Consider the following 14,148-nt stretch of genomic DNA (forward strand, 5'->3'; position numbering starts at 1 on the left):
CACGTGTATGAGAGACGGGGATCCCAAACGGACATCGCGCACGGGGGACGGGGCGCGTAGAGGGACTTGGGGGGTATGCCGGTGTCGGCGAGAGGGCGTGAGACGGGCGCGAGTTTCCTGGAGGGGGACGGCGCCGAGGACTTCATGGGGGCGTTCAAGCGGGCGGTGGTGCCGGAGGACCGGCGGGCCGCGGCGCGCGATGTGCTGCCGCCGGTGGTGCTGCTCGCCGAGGGCGACGAGGGCGCCGAGGGCGACGGTGGAGGCGAGGATCCGGCCGGGCGGGCGCACCGGGCCATGCGCGGTCTGGAGCGGTGTCTGCGCCGCGAGCGCGGCGGCAAGCTGGTGCCGTACGCCGCGCTGGGGGCGGCCGAGGCGGCCCGCGCCGCGCGGGGCGGACGCCCGCTGACGCTGACCGTCGGGCAGCGGCTGTGCGAGAACGTCCCGCCCAGGACCGGGCGGCTGCGTCTGCGGGACTTCCAGCTGATGCGCGATCTCGTCGAGTGCGTCCTGGAGCAGGAGCCCGAGGCTCCGCCGCTCACCGGCGAGCAGCTGCGCGACCGCTGTTACGAGGGGCGCCGCAGACGCGGCCCGGCGCTGCGGGCGATGTGGCGGATGGGCGGCGGTGATCCGCCGACCGCGCAGAGCGCGGCGCAGAGCCCCGGCTGGATCGGGCTGGTGCTGGGCGCCGTCGCCCGCCCGGTGTTGCAGGACTTCCCGCGCTGGTGGTGGGCGCGCCGTCGCACCCGTCGGCTGCTGTGGTCGGACACCACCGGCTGGTTCGCCGACTGGCGGGAGATCGGCCATGGGCGGCGCGCCGAGGAGTTTTTCGCCAGCGCCGCGCAGCTGGTGGAGTGGGACGCAGGGCAGGGCGAGCCGGAGGGCGAGGCGCCGGACGAGCTGGAGCAGCTGCTGCTGCGCGCCCTGCTGGCGGACTTGAAGGCCGCGGTCCGGCCCGGGCGGATCTCGCCCTGGCGGCGCCGGAGGGCCACGCGCTTCACCGTGCTGCTGGAGCTGTCGGACGGCGGAAGCGGCGATCCGGCGGCGCGCTTTCTGCGGGAGTACGGTCCCGCGGCCGAGGAGCTCTCGTGCGCGGCCGTCGTCGTGGTGGCCGCGGGCCCGGCCGGGGCAGCGGTCCCGGGGGAGCGCTGTGCCAGGCTGGCGGACGCCACCACGGCGCTGGACCACGCCACCGGGGCGCCCGAGGGCGAACTCGACCCCCTGCTGGCGCCGTTGGTGCCGCGGCCGCCGGGCGCCCGGCCGCGCTCCGCACCCCGCCCGGGCCCGGTCGCGCCGCCGGACTTCCGGATGGGCCCGGTCACCGAGGCCGTGCTGGAGGGGGTCGCGCTGGCGGCCGTGCTGGCCGTACTGGTGACGTGGCTGGGCCCCACAGTGACGGGCGGCGAGGACAGGGCCTGTCTCGGCGGCGTGGCCGGAGGCCCGCTCTCGGGCCGGGCAGAGCTGAGCCCGGCGCCGCCCCGGCAGCAGTACGAGGCTGCCGCGCTCATGATCGAAGAGGAGAACAAGCGGGTCGCCGACGAGGTGCGGCGGCGCGGAGTCGAGGCCCGTACGGTCGTGCACATCGGGGCGGAGGTGGCCAGGGACCAGGAGGGCCAGCGGTACAACGGCGCCGTGCCGGAGCTGCGCGGCATCGCCCTGGCCCAGCGCGCCCTCAACGACGAAGCGCGGAACGACGAGCGGAAAGTATGGCTGCGCGTGAGGATGCTCAACGCGGGCGAGGAGTTCAAAGACGCCGAGCGCCGCGCGCGGCAGGTGGTCGAGGAGGCGGGGCGGAAGGACTCCGACATCATCGGCGTGGTGGGCTTCTCGAAGAGCCTGAAGCAGACCCAGGCGGCCATCCGCGAGCTGGGCCGGGCGAAGATTCCCGTGGTCGGCACCACGGCCACGGCCGACGCGATGGATGGGAGCCGCTATTACCGCAGGGTGGCGCCGACCAACAGCCGCGAGGCGCGCATCGAGGCCGACTTCGCCCACCGGGGGAACATCATGGACGGCGGCTCGGGCGGGTGTTCCCCGGCCGAGGCGGCGGTGGTGGTCCAGGACCCCGAGGACCTGTACAGCAATGAGATCGGCGACCGCTTCGCCGACCAATTCGGCGGGGACTGGTCCAAGCTGGAGTATTCGCCCGGCGGCCGGTCCGGCGGCGCCCCGGAGCCGGGCGGCGGCCGTGTCACGCGGCAGGACAGCATCGAGGACGTGGCCGACGCGGTGTGCGAGCGCATCAAGGAGCAGCCCCGCACCGTCCTGTACTGGGCGTCCCGGGCGCGCGAGTTCACCGCGTTCCTCGATGTCTTCGGGGACGACACCTCCTGCGAGGGGCGGAAGCTGACGGTCCTGGGCGGCAATGAGCTGACCACCGCGGCCCTCTCCGGCGAGTACGAGGACCGTCCCTGGCTGCGGCTCTACCACACGGCCCATGTGCTGCCCGCCGGGCATCCGCGCGGCAGTGATGTCACCAAGGAGTTCAACACCGAGTACGCCGCGGTGTTCGGCGCCAAGGACCTGTGGCGCAACGACGGCCGGGCGGCGCTGGCCCATGATGCGATGCAGCTGATGGCAGCCGCTGCCAACGAGGCGTTTTCGAGCACGGACGACGTGGAGCGGTCCAATGTGCAGATCAGCCTCGACAACGGCATCAGCAAGGAAGGGGCCAGCGGCTACCTGGACTTCGGACGGGGCGCCAAGGTCTCCCGCGACAAGCCGCTGGTGATACTGCACCACACGGCGAAGGGCTCCGAACCGGTCCTGTTCTGCGGCGCGTTCGCGCAGAACACCGGGCGGGTCGAACGCTGGGGACCGGAGGACGAGTTCGCCTGCCCCAAGGACGGTGGCTAACCCTTGGCATCGATGAGTTGGAAGCTGTACCCGGTGACACGGATGCGCTTGCCGGAAGGCGGTACGACAGCCATGGTGAGCAGCGAATCGGTGCGGGTCAGGAAGGTGGAGGTGTCCCTGCCGTCCAGATAGATCTCCGTGACCGTGGGCATGTTGCCGATCTGCATGACGGTGGTGCAGTTCATGCCGTCGGCTTTCGGCCAGTTCAGGTAGTCGACGCCGAAACCGTACAGGGCCACGGCGCCACCGTCGGCGGTCTTGAGCCCGTACACCGTGTCGTCCGCGGTGGGGGCGGCCTTGTACTTACCGTTGACGCAGCCGTCGGGGAAGTCGGCGCGGTCCGCGTAGTCCTTCTTCCAGCTCTTCACCCACGCGTTCTCCGTGAACGTGCCGTCCGCGGTCTTGCCGCCGGTCAGATAGAAGTCCTGGGACAGCCCGCGCAGCTCACCGATCTTGGTGCTGCTCACCTGGTCCGACGGCTTGAGCACCGAGGCGAACCCGTCGCGGTCCAGCTGGATCTTCGGCAATTTGGTCTTGCTGTCGAGGTCACCGACGCCCACCGCCTTCCAGGCGGCACCCTCGTTGTCCTTCGCGGGTTTGAAGGCGATCAGCCGTCGGCGGCCCTCGTCGATGTTCTTGCCGGTGACCCGGGTGTCGACGAAGAAGACGCTCTCGGAGCCCTTGCGGGGAATGTAGAAGTGGGCGCCCTTGACCGGATAGTAGAAGGGAACTTCGTAGGACTGCTGTTCCTTCTTCGGCAGAGTCCTGAATTGGGTGAACGTCGCCTGACTCTGCTGCCGCAGCGCGCCGTCTTCGACCTCGGCTATCTTCTTCGGATCCTGGGCGGCGTTGGCCTCGTTGTTGACCTTCGCGTAGTTGAGCAGGACTTTCTGCGCCGACTTGAGGGAGATGACGCCGGTCGGGCCAGCGGCCGGCGAGGACGACTCGCTCTTGCCGCCTTGGTCGGAAGAGCTGGCTCCACCGCCGGATTCAGAGCAGGCGGAAAGCGCGAGGGCGAGCGCGACTGTAGAGACAACTGTTCGCCCAGGTCCGGATATGTGGTGGCGCATGTTCACGAGTCCCCTGTGGTGGTGCCGGCCCGATGACCGCCACAGGCTAACGGAACGGTTTCCTCCGTTGAATGGGGAGGCCACCTGTTGGGCGCGCTGACAGCTGTTACACGCCTGTTGTGGAACGGCGGGGCAACCATCCGATGTCCGCGCGGGTCTCTCCTGGTGTTCGGCCGATCAATGGCCACATGACAGCACGCAGAATGAAACAGCACAGCACAGGGGGATATCTCATGCTTCGCTCTCTTCGTCGCTCCGCGGCCCTCGCCGGTGGCTGCGCCGCCGCGCTCGGCCTCGGCCTCGTCCTCGCCGCCGGTTCACCCGCGGCCGCCGCCACGCAGACCGACCCCAACGGCCGCTACACCGCGGAGGAGATCCACCACTTCCTGGAGGGCTTCTACGGCAACCACGGGCCGCGCCCCTGGGAGCGGGAGCACCTGGTCTCGGACCAGCTCAAGGAGAAGGCCGCCGAGAACCCCGGCTTCGATGTGCTGCTGTGCGCGCAGAACACGCCGCGGGACATCGAGGTCGGGGAGGTCACCACGGCCCAGTCGGCGCGGGTGGGCTGGGCGACGATCACCACCACCTGGGACGGCTCGCCACAGACCGCTTCCTTCACCGCGTATGTGGACCTGGACGGCAGCGAGCCGATGAAGCTGCTCGACGTCGCCTGTGACGTGGAGGGCTGAATCATCACGCCGATGTGATGAACCAGTGCGGAACAGCTGGTTCAGTTTCCGTGGATCAGGGCCGTAGTCTCGGCGTATGACCTGGTCACACGCCTTGAAGGCGACCGCACGCGCCGGGCTTGCGATCGAGCGCACCAGGCTGGAACCGCTCGTCGCGCTGCGCGGCGCGTGCGGGGTCGCGCTGGTCATCGGCCTGACCATGTGGCTCGGCTCGCCGACGCTCGCCGTCTCCTCCGCGTTCGGCGCCTTCTCCTCGGGGATCGCGACCTTCCAGCGCAGCTGGCGGCCGCGCCCCGCGCTGGCGCTGGCCGCCGCGGGCGGGCTCGCGGTGTCCACGTTCCTCGGCTATCTGGCCGCCGCCCACATCGCCACCTTTCTCGTCATGGTCGCCGCCTGGACGCTGCTGACCGGCATGGCGTGGGCGGTCGGCCCGGTGTCCGGGCTGGTCTCCACCCAGATGGTCGCGGTGATGCTGGTCACCGTCACCCTCCCGACCTCGGTGCTGGGCGCCCTCCAGCACGCCGCCCTGATCGGGCTCGGCGGAGTGGTGCAGGCCGCGCTCATCGTGTTGTTCCCCGTGCGGCCGTGGGGGGTGCAACGCGACGCGCTCGCGGACGCGCTCGCCGCGGTGGCCGACTACGCGCGCCGGCTGCGCCACGACCCGGTGGCGCCGTTCGACCCGCAGCCGCTGATGGAGGCCCGCAGCGCCGCCGCCCTGACGCCCCGCCAGGCCCGGCGGCGCCCGCGCCAGCTGCGCGGCTACCGGCTGCTCGCCGAGCGGATCCGGCCGGTGCTGGCCTCGATCGCCGACCCGGTGGTCGGCGCGGCGCCCGAGGGCCCCGAGCGGGACCGGGTGCGCGCCCTGCTGGGCGCGACCGCGACCGTACTGGACGCCGTGGCGCACGCGATCCGCTGGGGCAAGCCGGTGCGGCTGCCGCCGGACGCCATGGCGGTGCTGGAGGTGCCCCCGACCGGGCCGATGCTCAGCGGCGCCGCCCGCCGCGCCGCGCTGCGGCTGATGGCGCTGGTGGCCGATGTGGTGGAGTCCTCGGACGAGCCGGTGGAGGCCGTGACGGCCGAAGGGGCCAAGGACCGCCGCTATCTGCCCCGGCCCACCGTTCCCGGCATGGTGCCGGTGGCGCTGCGCGCCCTGCGGCGCGAGGCGCGCTGGTCCTCGCCCGTGCTGCGGCACGCGGTGCGGGTGTCCGCGGTCGCCTCCTGCGGCTATCTGCTGGGGACCGCGCTGCCGTGGGGCCACGGCTACTGGGCGCCGCTCACCTCGGTCATGGTGCTGCGGCCGGACTTCGCCCAGACCTTCTCGCGCGGCGTCGCGCGCTTCACCGGCACCCTCGGGGGCGTGGTGCTCGGCGGCGCGGTGATGGCGCTGGCCCACCCCGGTCCGTATGTGAGCGCGGCGCTGGCCGTGGTCTGTGCCGCCGCGATGTACCTCCTGCTGCGCACCGGCTTCATCGTCGCCTCGGCCTGCGTGACCGCGTACGTCGTCTTCCTGCTGGGCATCGCGGGTGAGGGCTGGTCGCAGACGGTGGCGGCGCGGGTGGCGCTGACCCTGCTGGGCGGGCTGCTGGCGATGGCCGCCTATGTCGTCTTCCCCGCGTGGGAGACCCCGCTGCTGCGGGACCGGCTGGCCGACTGGCTGGAGACGAACGGCCGTTACGCGGTCGCCGTCTTCGAGCGTCACGCCCGCCCCGCCGACCGCCGCCCCCGCCAGGTGCGGGAGGCGCTGCTGGACGCGCGGGCGGCGCGGGCGGCCTGGGAGCGGGGCGAGGCGCGGGCCCACCAGGAGCCGGTGCGCCACCGCGGGCTCTCCCGTGGCGCGGCCCGGGCGGCGCAGACGGCGCTGTCGACCATGGCGCGGGTCACGATGCTGCTGGAGGCGCATCTGCCCGCCCCGGACGCGCCCGCGTCCAAGGAGGCCGAGGAGTTCGCGGCGGCACTGCGTGGGTCGCTGCCGGGGGCGGTCACGGCCGTACGGGAGCGCCGGGCGCCCGAGTGGGGCCCGGTGTACGAGGCCCTGGAGCGGTGGCAGGACCGGGAGGGGGAGCGGCCGGGGGTGGCGGTGCGCGGCGCCGAGCTGCTGGTGGAGGCGCTGGACGACCTGCCGCAGGCGCTCGCGGTCAAGCCCGGACGAGGAGGGCACAAGTAGGACGGCGCCAGCAGAACTGCACCAGCAGAACGACCCCAGCACGACGACTCAAGGAGGGCGGGCGCGGCCTCAGGCGGGGCCTCGGCCGGGGCCGCTGGAGCTTCGGGGGCCGCTGAAGAGGTGCGCCAGATGCTGATCGACCAGGGCCAGGGCCCCCTGCGGGCTGTCGTACTCCATCAGGACAGCGCTGGAGAGCCCGTCCGTCAGCGCGATCAGCAGCGCCGCCTCACGGTCGGGATCCCGGTCCGCGGGCACCTCCCCTTGGACGATGGCCGCCTTCAGCTGGTCGGCGAAGAAAACCCGTAGGGACGCGATGCCCTCCTGGGCGTGGGTGCGCAGCCGCTCGTCGTGGACGGCGCGCACGAAGAAGGAGACCTGCACCAGATAGCCGGTGCGGCTCGCCTCGTCCAGGGGCAGCATCTCGGCGAGCGTCTCGCGGAGGACGACCCGTGGGGTGGGGGCGCCCGGCAGCGCCTCGATACGGGCCCGTATGCGCTGCTCGGCCAGGTGCTCGATATGGCCGAGCGCGAAGACGATCATGTCGTCCTTGCTGGTGAAGTAGTGCTGTAGCTGCCCGAGCGAGATGCCCGCCGCCGCGGCGACATCGCGCAGGCTCGCGCCGTCGAGGCCGCGTTCGGCGGCGATCCGCCACAGCGCCCTGGCGATCTGTCTGCGCCGTTCCTCGTGGTCCACCCGTTTTGGCATGGCGATCTCCCTTCCCACTTTCGCAAGTCGATCGTATTGCTATACCGTGGCCGACGCGTGCCAATACAGGTGACTTGAAAAACCCTCGGGGGAAACTCCCATGTCCATGTCCGTGCCCATGTCCGTGCCCGGGCCCCGGCTCAGGGCGCCGCTCCATGGCGTCGACCCGCGCTCCCGCCGCTGGTGGACCATGCAGGCGCTGCTCGTCGTGAGCGGGCCGATGCTGCTGATCGCCCTCACCCTGCTCGTCCTCGCGCTCCTCTTCTTCCCCGGCGCGCTGCCCTGGCTCGGCCCGCTGCTGCTGGTCACGCTGGTACTGCCCGGGTTCGGTTACCTCTGGGCCATGCCGCGGTGGCGGTATCGCACGCACGCCTGGGAGCTGGGGGAGCGCGCGGTCTACGCGGCGAGCGGCTGGCTCTGGCGCAAGCGGCGCATCGCCCCGCTGTCGCGGGTGCAGACCGTCGACACCGTGCGCGGCCCCCTCCAGCAGGCCTTCGGCCTGGCCACCGTCACCGTGACCACCGCCTCCACGGCGGGCGACGTGCGCATCGCGGGGCTCTCCGAGGCAGACGCGCAGGAGCTGGCCCGGCGCATCGGCGACGCGGCGCAGCTGGTGCCGGGTGATGCCGCGTGATCACCGACCGTTCGAGCACGAGCCGTTCGAGCACCAGCCGTTCGCAGACGGACCGTACGAACCCGAGCGCCGCCGACCCGGGTGTCGACGCCCCAGGCGCCCCGTGGCGCGCGCTCGACCCCCGCACCATCGCCGTCCACTGCGGCTGGATGGCGGCCCCGCTCGCCTCGCTCGGGCTCACCGCGCTGGCGACCGGCGGCCACCTGGGCAACCGGGCCTGGATCACCCTCGCCATCATCGCGGCCTCCTTCGCCGTCGTCACCCTCACCGGCCTGATCGGCTGGTCCCGCACCCGCTACCGCGTCACCGCCGACTCCTTCGAGCTGCGCACCGGTCTGTTCACCCGCAGCCTGCGGACCATCCCGCTGCACCGCGTGCGCAATGTCGACCTGACCGCGGGCCCCGTGCACCGGCTCTTCGGCCTCGTCGTGCTGCGCGCGGGCACCACGGGTGCGACCGGCAGCCGCGACGGGCTCACCCTGGAGGCCCTCGCCCGTCCCGACGCCGAGCGGCTGCGCGCCGAGCTGCTGGCCCGTACGGGCGCCGGCGACGCCGCCGACGAGCCGGTGCTGTCCACCGGGGACCCGCGCTGGCTGCGCTACGCCCCGCTCACGTTCTGGGTGTTCGGAGGGGTGTTCGCGGCCGTGGGCGCGGTGTGGCGAGTTCTGGACGGCCTCGGCGTGCAGCCGTGGCGCATCGGCCCCGTCCGCCGCGCCTTCGAGGACTTCGGCAACAGCTTCCTGTGGGTGACCATCCCGCTCGCCCTGCTGGCCGTGGTCGCCGTGGGCAGCGTCGGCGCGGTCGCCGTCTGCGCGGAGAACTGGTGGCGGTACCGCCTGGAGTGGGCGGACGCGGGCACCCTGCGGGTGCGGCGCGGGCTGCTCACCACCCGCTCGGTCTCCATCGAGCGCGCCCGGCTGCGCGGCGCGGTGCTGCGCGAGCCGATGCTGCTGCGCGCGGGCGGCGGCGCGACCGTACGGGCCGTGGCGAGCGGCCTCGGCAACCGTGAGGAGAACCGCGGCCGCAGCACGGTGCTCCCGCCCGCCCCGCGCGCGACGGCCCTGCGGGTGCTGACCGGCCTCCTCGCGAGGCCCGGTACGCCGCCCGGTACGCCGCGCGGCCGGCACGCCCGGCCCGCCGCGTCCGTCCCCCTTGTACCCGTCCCCGACGCCCCCGTCGGCGAAGCGCTGTTCGACCGGCCCGAGTTGACCCGGCACCCGCGCGCGGCCCTCCGCCGCCGTGTCGTACGCGGCATGGTGTGGGTCGTGGCGCCGGTGACGGCCGCCCTCGCCGTGCTCGGGGCGCTGCTGACGCCCGTACTGCTGTACTGCGCCGGGGGCTTCCTCCTCGTCGCGACCCCCGTCGTGTACGCCCTGGCGCGCGACGCGTATCGCGCGCTCGGCCACGGGCTGGTGGGCGGTCAGGACGGCCATCTGCTCATCCGCTCCGGCACCTTCAGCCGCGACACGGTCGCCCTGGACCGCCGGGCCGTGCTGGCCTGGACGTTCACCGACAGCCCGATGTCGCGGCGGGCCGAGGTCACGACCCTGACGGCGGCCGTCGCCGCGGGGGAGGACGGCTATCGCATCCCCGACATGGCGGCCGGGGAGGCGGCGGCGTTCGCGCACGCGGCGGCACCGGGGATCCTCGACGAGTTCCTCGTACGGTGACGGGTGGGGCCGCCCCGGCGGCGGCCCCACAGATGAACTCCCCGGTATATCCGTGGCCGGGGGGTGTACGGGGCTGCTACGGTGCGGGATCATGAGCAGCCCGGAGTCCGACAGACCGTAGCCACCGGCCGCGTCCGGTGGCAGTACCGCCGCCCCGCCCCGCACACCGGCCCTTTTGAGGCCGTGCGGCCGGCGCGGCGCCGCCCCGGCGGCCGGATCTCCGCATCATGGGCAGCGGACGACTCCGACCGGATGTCGATTCCCACTCTTCTCCCTCGCGCTCCCTCCCGTCGCGCACGCTTTTCTCGCGTGTTGTGACGCGTCTCGGCGAGCGCCCCTGGGCGAACGCACCTGGGCGAACCCTCCCGTTGGCGAACGCTGCCCGCTCGCAGATTCCGTCACTTTCACTCGGGGAGTTCCCGTATGCCCTTTGCCGTCTACATGCTCGGGCTGGCCGTATTCGCCCAGGCCACTTCGGAGTTCATGCTGTCCGGCCTGGTGCCGGACATCGCCGCCGACCTCGGGGTCTCCATCCCCCAGGCCGGCTTTCTGACCTCGGCGTTCGCTATCGGCATGGTCGTCGGCGGGCCGCTGCTCGCGATGCTCACGCTGCGCTGGCCACGGCGGACCGCACTGGTGGCGTTCCTGGTGGTGTTCGCCGCCGCCCACGTCGTCGGGGCGATCACGGCCGACTACGGCCTACTGCTGGCGACCCGGATCGTCGGCGCGCTCGCCAACGCCGGTTTCTGGGCGGTGGCCGCCGGGGCCGCGGTCGGCATGGTCGAGCCGAACGCCAAGGGCCGCGCGATGTCCGTGGTGATGGGCGGGGTCACGCTGGCCTGTGTGGCGGGTGTGCCCGGCGGCGCCGTGCTGGGTCAGCTGTGGGGCTGGCGGTCGGCGTTCTGGGCGGTGGCCGCGCTGTCCGCCGCGGGCGTCGCCGCCGTCCTGGCCTCGATCCCGGCCGGCCGCCCCGAGGCGCCCTCGGCCGGGCTGCGCGCCGAGCTGCGGTCGCTGGCCGGCGGTCAGCTGCTGCTCGCCTACGCCATGAACGCCCTGGTCCAGGGCGCGACCTTCTGCACCTTCACCTATCTCGCGCCGCTGCTGACCGAGGTCAGCGGCTATGGCGCCAGCTGGGTGCCCGCGATGCTGGTGCTGTTCGGCGCGGGCGCGTTCATCGGCATCACCGTGGGCGGCCGGATCGCCGACGCCCGGCCGTATCTGATCCTGCTGACCGGCATGACCGCGCTGACGCTCGGCTGGGCCGTGCTGGCCCTGACGGCCGGGGGCGCGGTGGCCGTGTTCGTGCTGGTCTTCGTCCAGGGCCTGCTCGCGTTCGGCATCGCGCCCGCCCTGACCTCGCGCACGTTCTACCTGGCCGATGGCGCCCCCACCCTCGCGGGCGGGTTCACCACGGCGGCGTTCAACGTCGGCAACACGGCGGGCCCGTGGTTCGGCGGGCTCGCCATCGACGCGGGCCTCGGCTTCCGCTCGCCGGTGTGGACCAGCGCGCTGATGATGCTCGTCGCGCTGGCCACGCTCGGCCTGGCGGCCGCCCTGCGCCGACGCGAGGTGCGACGGGGGACCCCGGTGGCCGCGGCCATCTGAGCACGACGGCCTGGCCCCGCTGACCGTACGAGGGCTCTCGTACGCGAGCCCTCGTACGGTCAGCGGCCGGATTGGCCGCCCTTGACGCTCGCCCGCAGGAACTCCCGGTTCATCATGGAGATGCTCTGCAGCGGAATCCCCTTGGGGCAGGCCACCGCGCACTCCCCGGTGTTGGTGCAGCCGCCGAAGCCCTCCTCGTCCATCGCGCCGACCATGTCCAGCACCCGCGACTCGCGCTCGGGCTGCCCCTGCGGCAGCACGTTCAGATGGACGACCTTGGCCGAGGTGAAGAGCATCGCCGAGCCGTTGGGGCAGGCCGCCACGCAGGCCCCGCAGCCGATGCACTCGGCGTGCTCGAAGGCCGTGTCGGCGACCGGCTTGGGCACGGGCGTGGCGTGGGCGTCCGGGGCGCTGCCGGTCGGCGCGGAGATGAAGCCGCCGGAGCCGATGATCCGGTCGAAGGCCGAGCGGTCCACGACCAGGTCCTTGACCACGGGGAAGGCGGCGGCGCGCCACGGCTCGACGTCGATCGTGTCACCGTCGGAGAAGTGCCGCATGTGCAGTTGGCAGGTGGTGGTGCGCTCGGGGCCGTGCGCCTGGCCGTTGATGACCATGCCGCACGCCCCGCAGATGCCCTCGCGGCAGTCGTGGTCGAAGGCCACGGGCTCCTCGCCGCGCAGGATCAGCTCCTCGTTGAGCGAGTCCAGCATCTCCAGGAAGGACATCTCGGGCGAGATGCCGTCGACTTCGTACGCGGTCATGGCGCCCGGCTCCTTCGGGCCGCGCTGGCGCCAGATCCGCAGGGTGAGCCTCATGCGTAACTCCGCTGCGTGGGGTGGACGTACTCGAAGACCAGGTCTTCGCGGTGCAGGATGGGCGCGCTGCCGGTGCCCCGGTATTCCCAGGCCGCCGCGTACGAGAAGCCCTCGTCGTCGCGGGCCGCCTCGCCGTCGGGCGTCTGGCTCTCCTCGCGGAAGTGGCCGCCGCAGGATTCGCCGCGGTGCAGCGCGTCCAGGCACATCAGCTCGGCCAGCTCCAGATAGTCGACGATGCGGTTGGCCTTCTCCAGCGACTGGTTCAGCTCCTCGCCGGTGCCCGGCACCTTGATCCGCCGCCAGAACTCCTCGCGGAGCGCCGGGATGCGGTCGAGCGCCTTGCGCAGCCCGGTCTCGGTGCGGGCCATGCCGCACTCGTCCCAGAGCAGTTCGCCGAGCTCGCGGTGGAAGGAGTCGGGGGTGCGGTCGCCGTCGTTCGCCAGCAGCCGCGCCAGGCGGTCCGTCACCTCCGACACCGTCTCGGTGACCGCCGGGTGGCCGGGGTCGACCTCGCCGTGCGGGTGCCGGGCCAGGTAGTCGTTGATGGTGGCGGGGAGGACGAAGTAGCCGTCGGCCAGGCCCTGCATCAGCGCGGAGGCGCCGAGCCGGTTGGCGCCGTGGTCGGAGAAGTTGGCCTCGCCGATCGCGAACAGGCCGGGCACGGTGGTCTGAAGGTCGTAGTCGACCCACAGGCCGCCCATCGTGTAATGGATGGCCGGGTAGATGCGCATCGGCACCTGGTACGGGTCCTCGGCGGTGATCCGCTCGTACATCTCGAAGAGGTTGCCGTACTTCTCGGACACCGCCTTGCGGCCCATCCGGGCGATCGCGTCGGCGAAGTCCAGATAGACGCCCTGGCCGCCCGGGCCCACCCCGCGCCCCTCGTCGCACACGTTCTTCGCGGCGCGGGAGGCGATGTCGCGGGGCACCAGATTGCCGAACGACGGGTAGATCCGCTCCAGGTAGTAGTCGCGCTCGTCCTCGGGGATCTCGGCCGGCGGGCGGGTGTCGCCCTTGGCCTTGGGCACCCAGATGCGGCCGTCGTTGCGCAGCGACTCGCTCATCAGGGTCAGCTTGGACTGGTGGTCGCCCGAGCGCGGGATGCAGGTGGGGTGGATCTGGGTGAAGCAGGGGTTGGCGAAGTACGCGCCGCGCCGGTGTGCCCGCCAGATGGCCGTGGCGTTGCTGTTCTTGGCGTTCGTCGACAGGTAGAAGACGTTGCCGTAGCCGCCGGAGGCCAGGACGACGGCGTCCGCGAAGTAGGTGGAGATCTCGCCGCTGATCAGGTCGCGGGCCACGATGCCGCGGGCGCGGCCGTCGATGACGATCAGGTCGAGCATCTCGGTGCGGGGGTGCATTTCAATATTTTCTGCCGCGATCTGCCGCGTCAGCGCCTGGTACGCGCCGAGCAGCAGCTGCTGGCCGGTCTGGCCGCGGGCGTAGAAGGTGCGGGAGACCTGGACGCCGCCGAAGGAGCGGGTGTCCAGCAGGCCGCCGTACTCGCGGGCGAACGGCACGCCCTGGGCCACGCACTGGTCGATGATCTCCACCGAGACCTGGGCGAGGCGGTGCACATTGGACTCGCGGGCGCGGAAGTCGCCGCCCTTGACGGTGTCGTAGAACAGCCGGCGGATGGAGTCGCCGTCGTTGCGGTAGTTCTTGGCCGCGTTGATGCCGCCCTGGGCGGCGATCGAGTGGGCCCGCCGGGGCGAGTCCTGATAGCAGAACTGCACCACGTGGTAGCCCTGCTCGGCGAGGGTCGCCCCGGCCGCGCCGCCCGCCAGGCCCGTGCCGACCACGATCACGGTGTACTTGCGGCGGTTGGCGGGGTTGACCAGCTTCGCCTCGAAGCGGCGGCGGTCCCAGCGCTCCTCGATGGGGCCGTCCGGGGCCTTGGCGTCGGCGATCGGCTCGCCGGTCGTGTACTCCGCATAGGTGCTCAT

Annotated in this window: 10 protein-coding genes; 6 read left to right on the forward strand and 4 right to left on the reverse strand. The window is 72.6% G+C overall.

Annotated features, from left to right (window positions below; genetic code table 11):
• Positions 1–75 precede the first annotated feature (75 nt).
• On the forward strand, positions 76–2,853 hold the full coding sequence (locus tag ACWY4P_RS35080; protein ID WP_456204568.1) for a hypothetical protein: 2,778 nt from the start codon (positions 76–78) through the stop codon (positions 2,851–2,853).
• Here the strand turns inward: ACWY4P_RS35080 and ACWY4P_RS35085 are convergent.
• On the reverse strand, positions 2,850–3,923 hold the full coding sequence (locus ACWY4P_RS35085) for a hypothetical protein (protein ID WP_456204569.1): 1,074 nt from the start codon (positions 3,921–3,923) through the stop codon (positions 2,850–2,852). The genes ACWY4P_RS35080 and ACWY4P_RS35085 overlap by 4 nt on opposite strands.
• Positions 3,924–4,156: 233 nt before the next feature.
• On the opposite strand from ACWY4P_RS35085, the gene ACWY4P_RS35090 reads away from it, so the two are divergent.
• Complete coding sequence (locus ACWY4P_RS35090; protein WP_456204570.1) at positions 4,157–4,612, forward strand: hypothetical protein; 456 nt, start codon at positions 4,157–4,159, stop codon at positions 4,610–4,612.
• A gap of 76 nt (positions 4,613–4,688) precedes the next feature.
• Positions 4,689–6,776 carry an FUSC family protein gene (locus ACWY4P_RS35095; RefSeq protein ID WP_456204571.1) on the forward strand — a complete coding sequence of 696 codons (2,088 nt, stop codon included), beginning with the start codon at positions 4,689–4,691 and terminating at the stop codon, positions 6,774–6,776.
• Between the two features lie 69 nt (positions 6,777–6,845).
• Here ACWY4P_RS35095 and ACWY4P_RS35100 read toward each other — a convergent pair whose 3' ends face one another.
• On the reverse strand, positions 6,846–7,481 hold the full coding sequence (locus ACWY4P_RS35100) for a TetR/AcrR family transcriptional regulator (protein ID WP_456204572.1): 636 nt from the start codon (positions 7,479–7,481) through the stop codon (positions 6,846–6,848).
• Positions 7,482–7,581: 100 nt separating this feature from the next.
• Between ACWY4P_RS35100 and ACWY4P_RS35105 the strand changes: the two genes are divergently transcribed.
• The 3 genes from ACWY4P_RS35105 (at position 7,582) to ACWY4P_RS35115 (ending at position 11,390) form a co-directional block, all read left to right on the forward strand.
• A complete protein-coding gene (locus ACWY4P_RS35105; RefSeq protein ID WP_456204573.1) occupies positions 7,582–8,115 on the forward strand; it encodes a PH domain-containing protein in 534 nt (177 codons plus the stop codon).
• Entirely contained in the window at positions 8,112–9,785 is a 1,674-nt protein-coding gene (locus ACWY4P_RS35110) for a PH domain-containing protein (RefSeq protein ID WP_456204574.1), read from the forward strand. The genes ACWY4P_RS35105 and ACWY4P_RS35110 overlap by 4 nt, the downstream gene beginning before the upstream one ends.
• 423 nt (positions 9,786–10,208) lie before the next feature.
• On the forward strand, positions 10,209–11,390 hold the full coding sequence (locus ACWY4P_RS35115; protein WP_456204575.1) for a Cmx/CmrA family chloramphenicol efflux MFS transporter: 1,182 nt from the start codon (positions 10,209–10,211) through the stop codon (positions 11,388–11,390).
• Between the two features lie 59 nt (positions 11,391–11,449).
• On the opposite strand, the gene ACWY4P_RS35120 is transcribed toward ACWY4P_RS35115, so the two are convergent.
• Together ACWY4P_RS35120 and ACWY4P_RS35125 are read right to left on the reverse strand one after the other, a co-directional pair.
• Entirely contained in the window at positions 11,450–12,205 is a 756-nt protein-coding gene (locus ACWY4P_RS35120) for a succinate dehydrogenase/fumarate reductase iron-sulfur subunit (RefSeq protein WP_456204576.1), read from the reverse strand.
• Positions 12,202–14,148, reverse strand: a complete 1,947-nt coding sequence (locus tag ACWY4P_RS35125; protein WP_456204577.1) for a fumarate reductase/succinate dehydrogenase flavoprotein subunit — start codon at positions 14,146–14,148, stop codon at positions 12,202–12,204. The genes ACWY4P_RS35120 and ACWY4P_RS35125 overlap by 4 nt, the downstream gene beginning before the upstream one ends.

It is taken from the genome of Streptomyces sp. LZ34, from assembly GCF_053890475.1.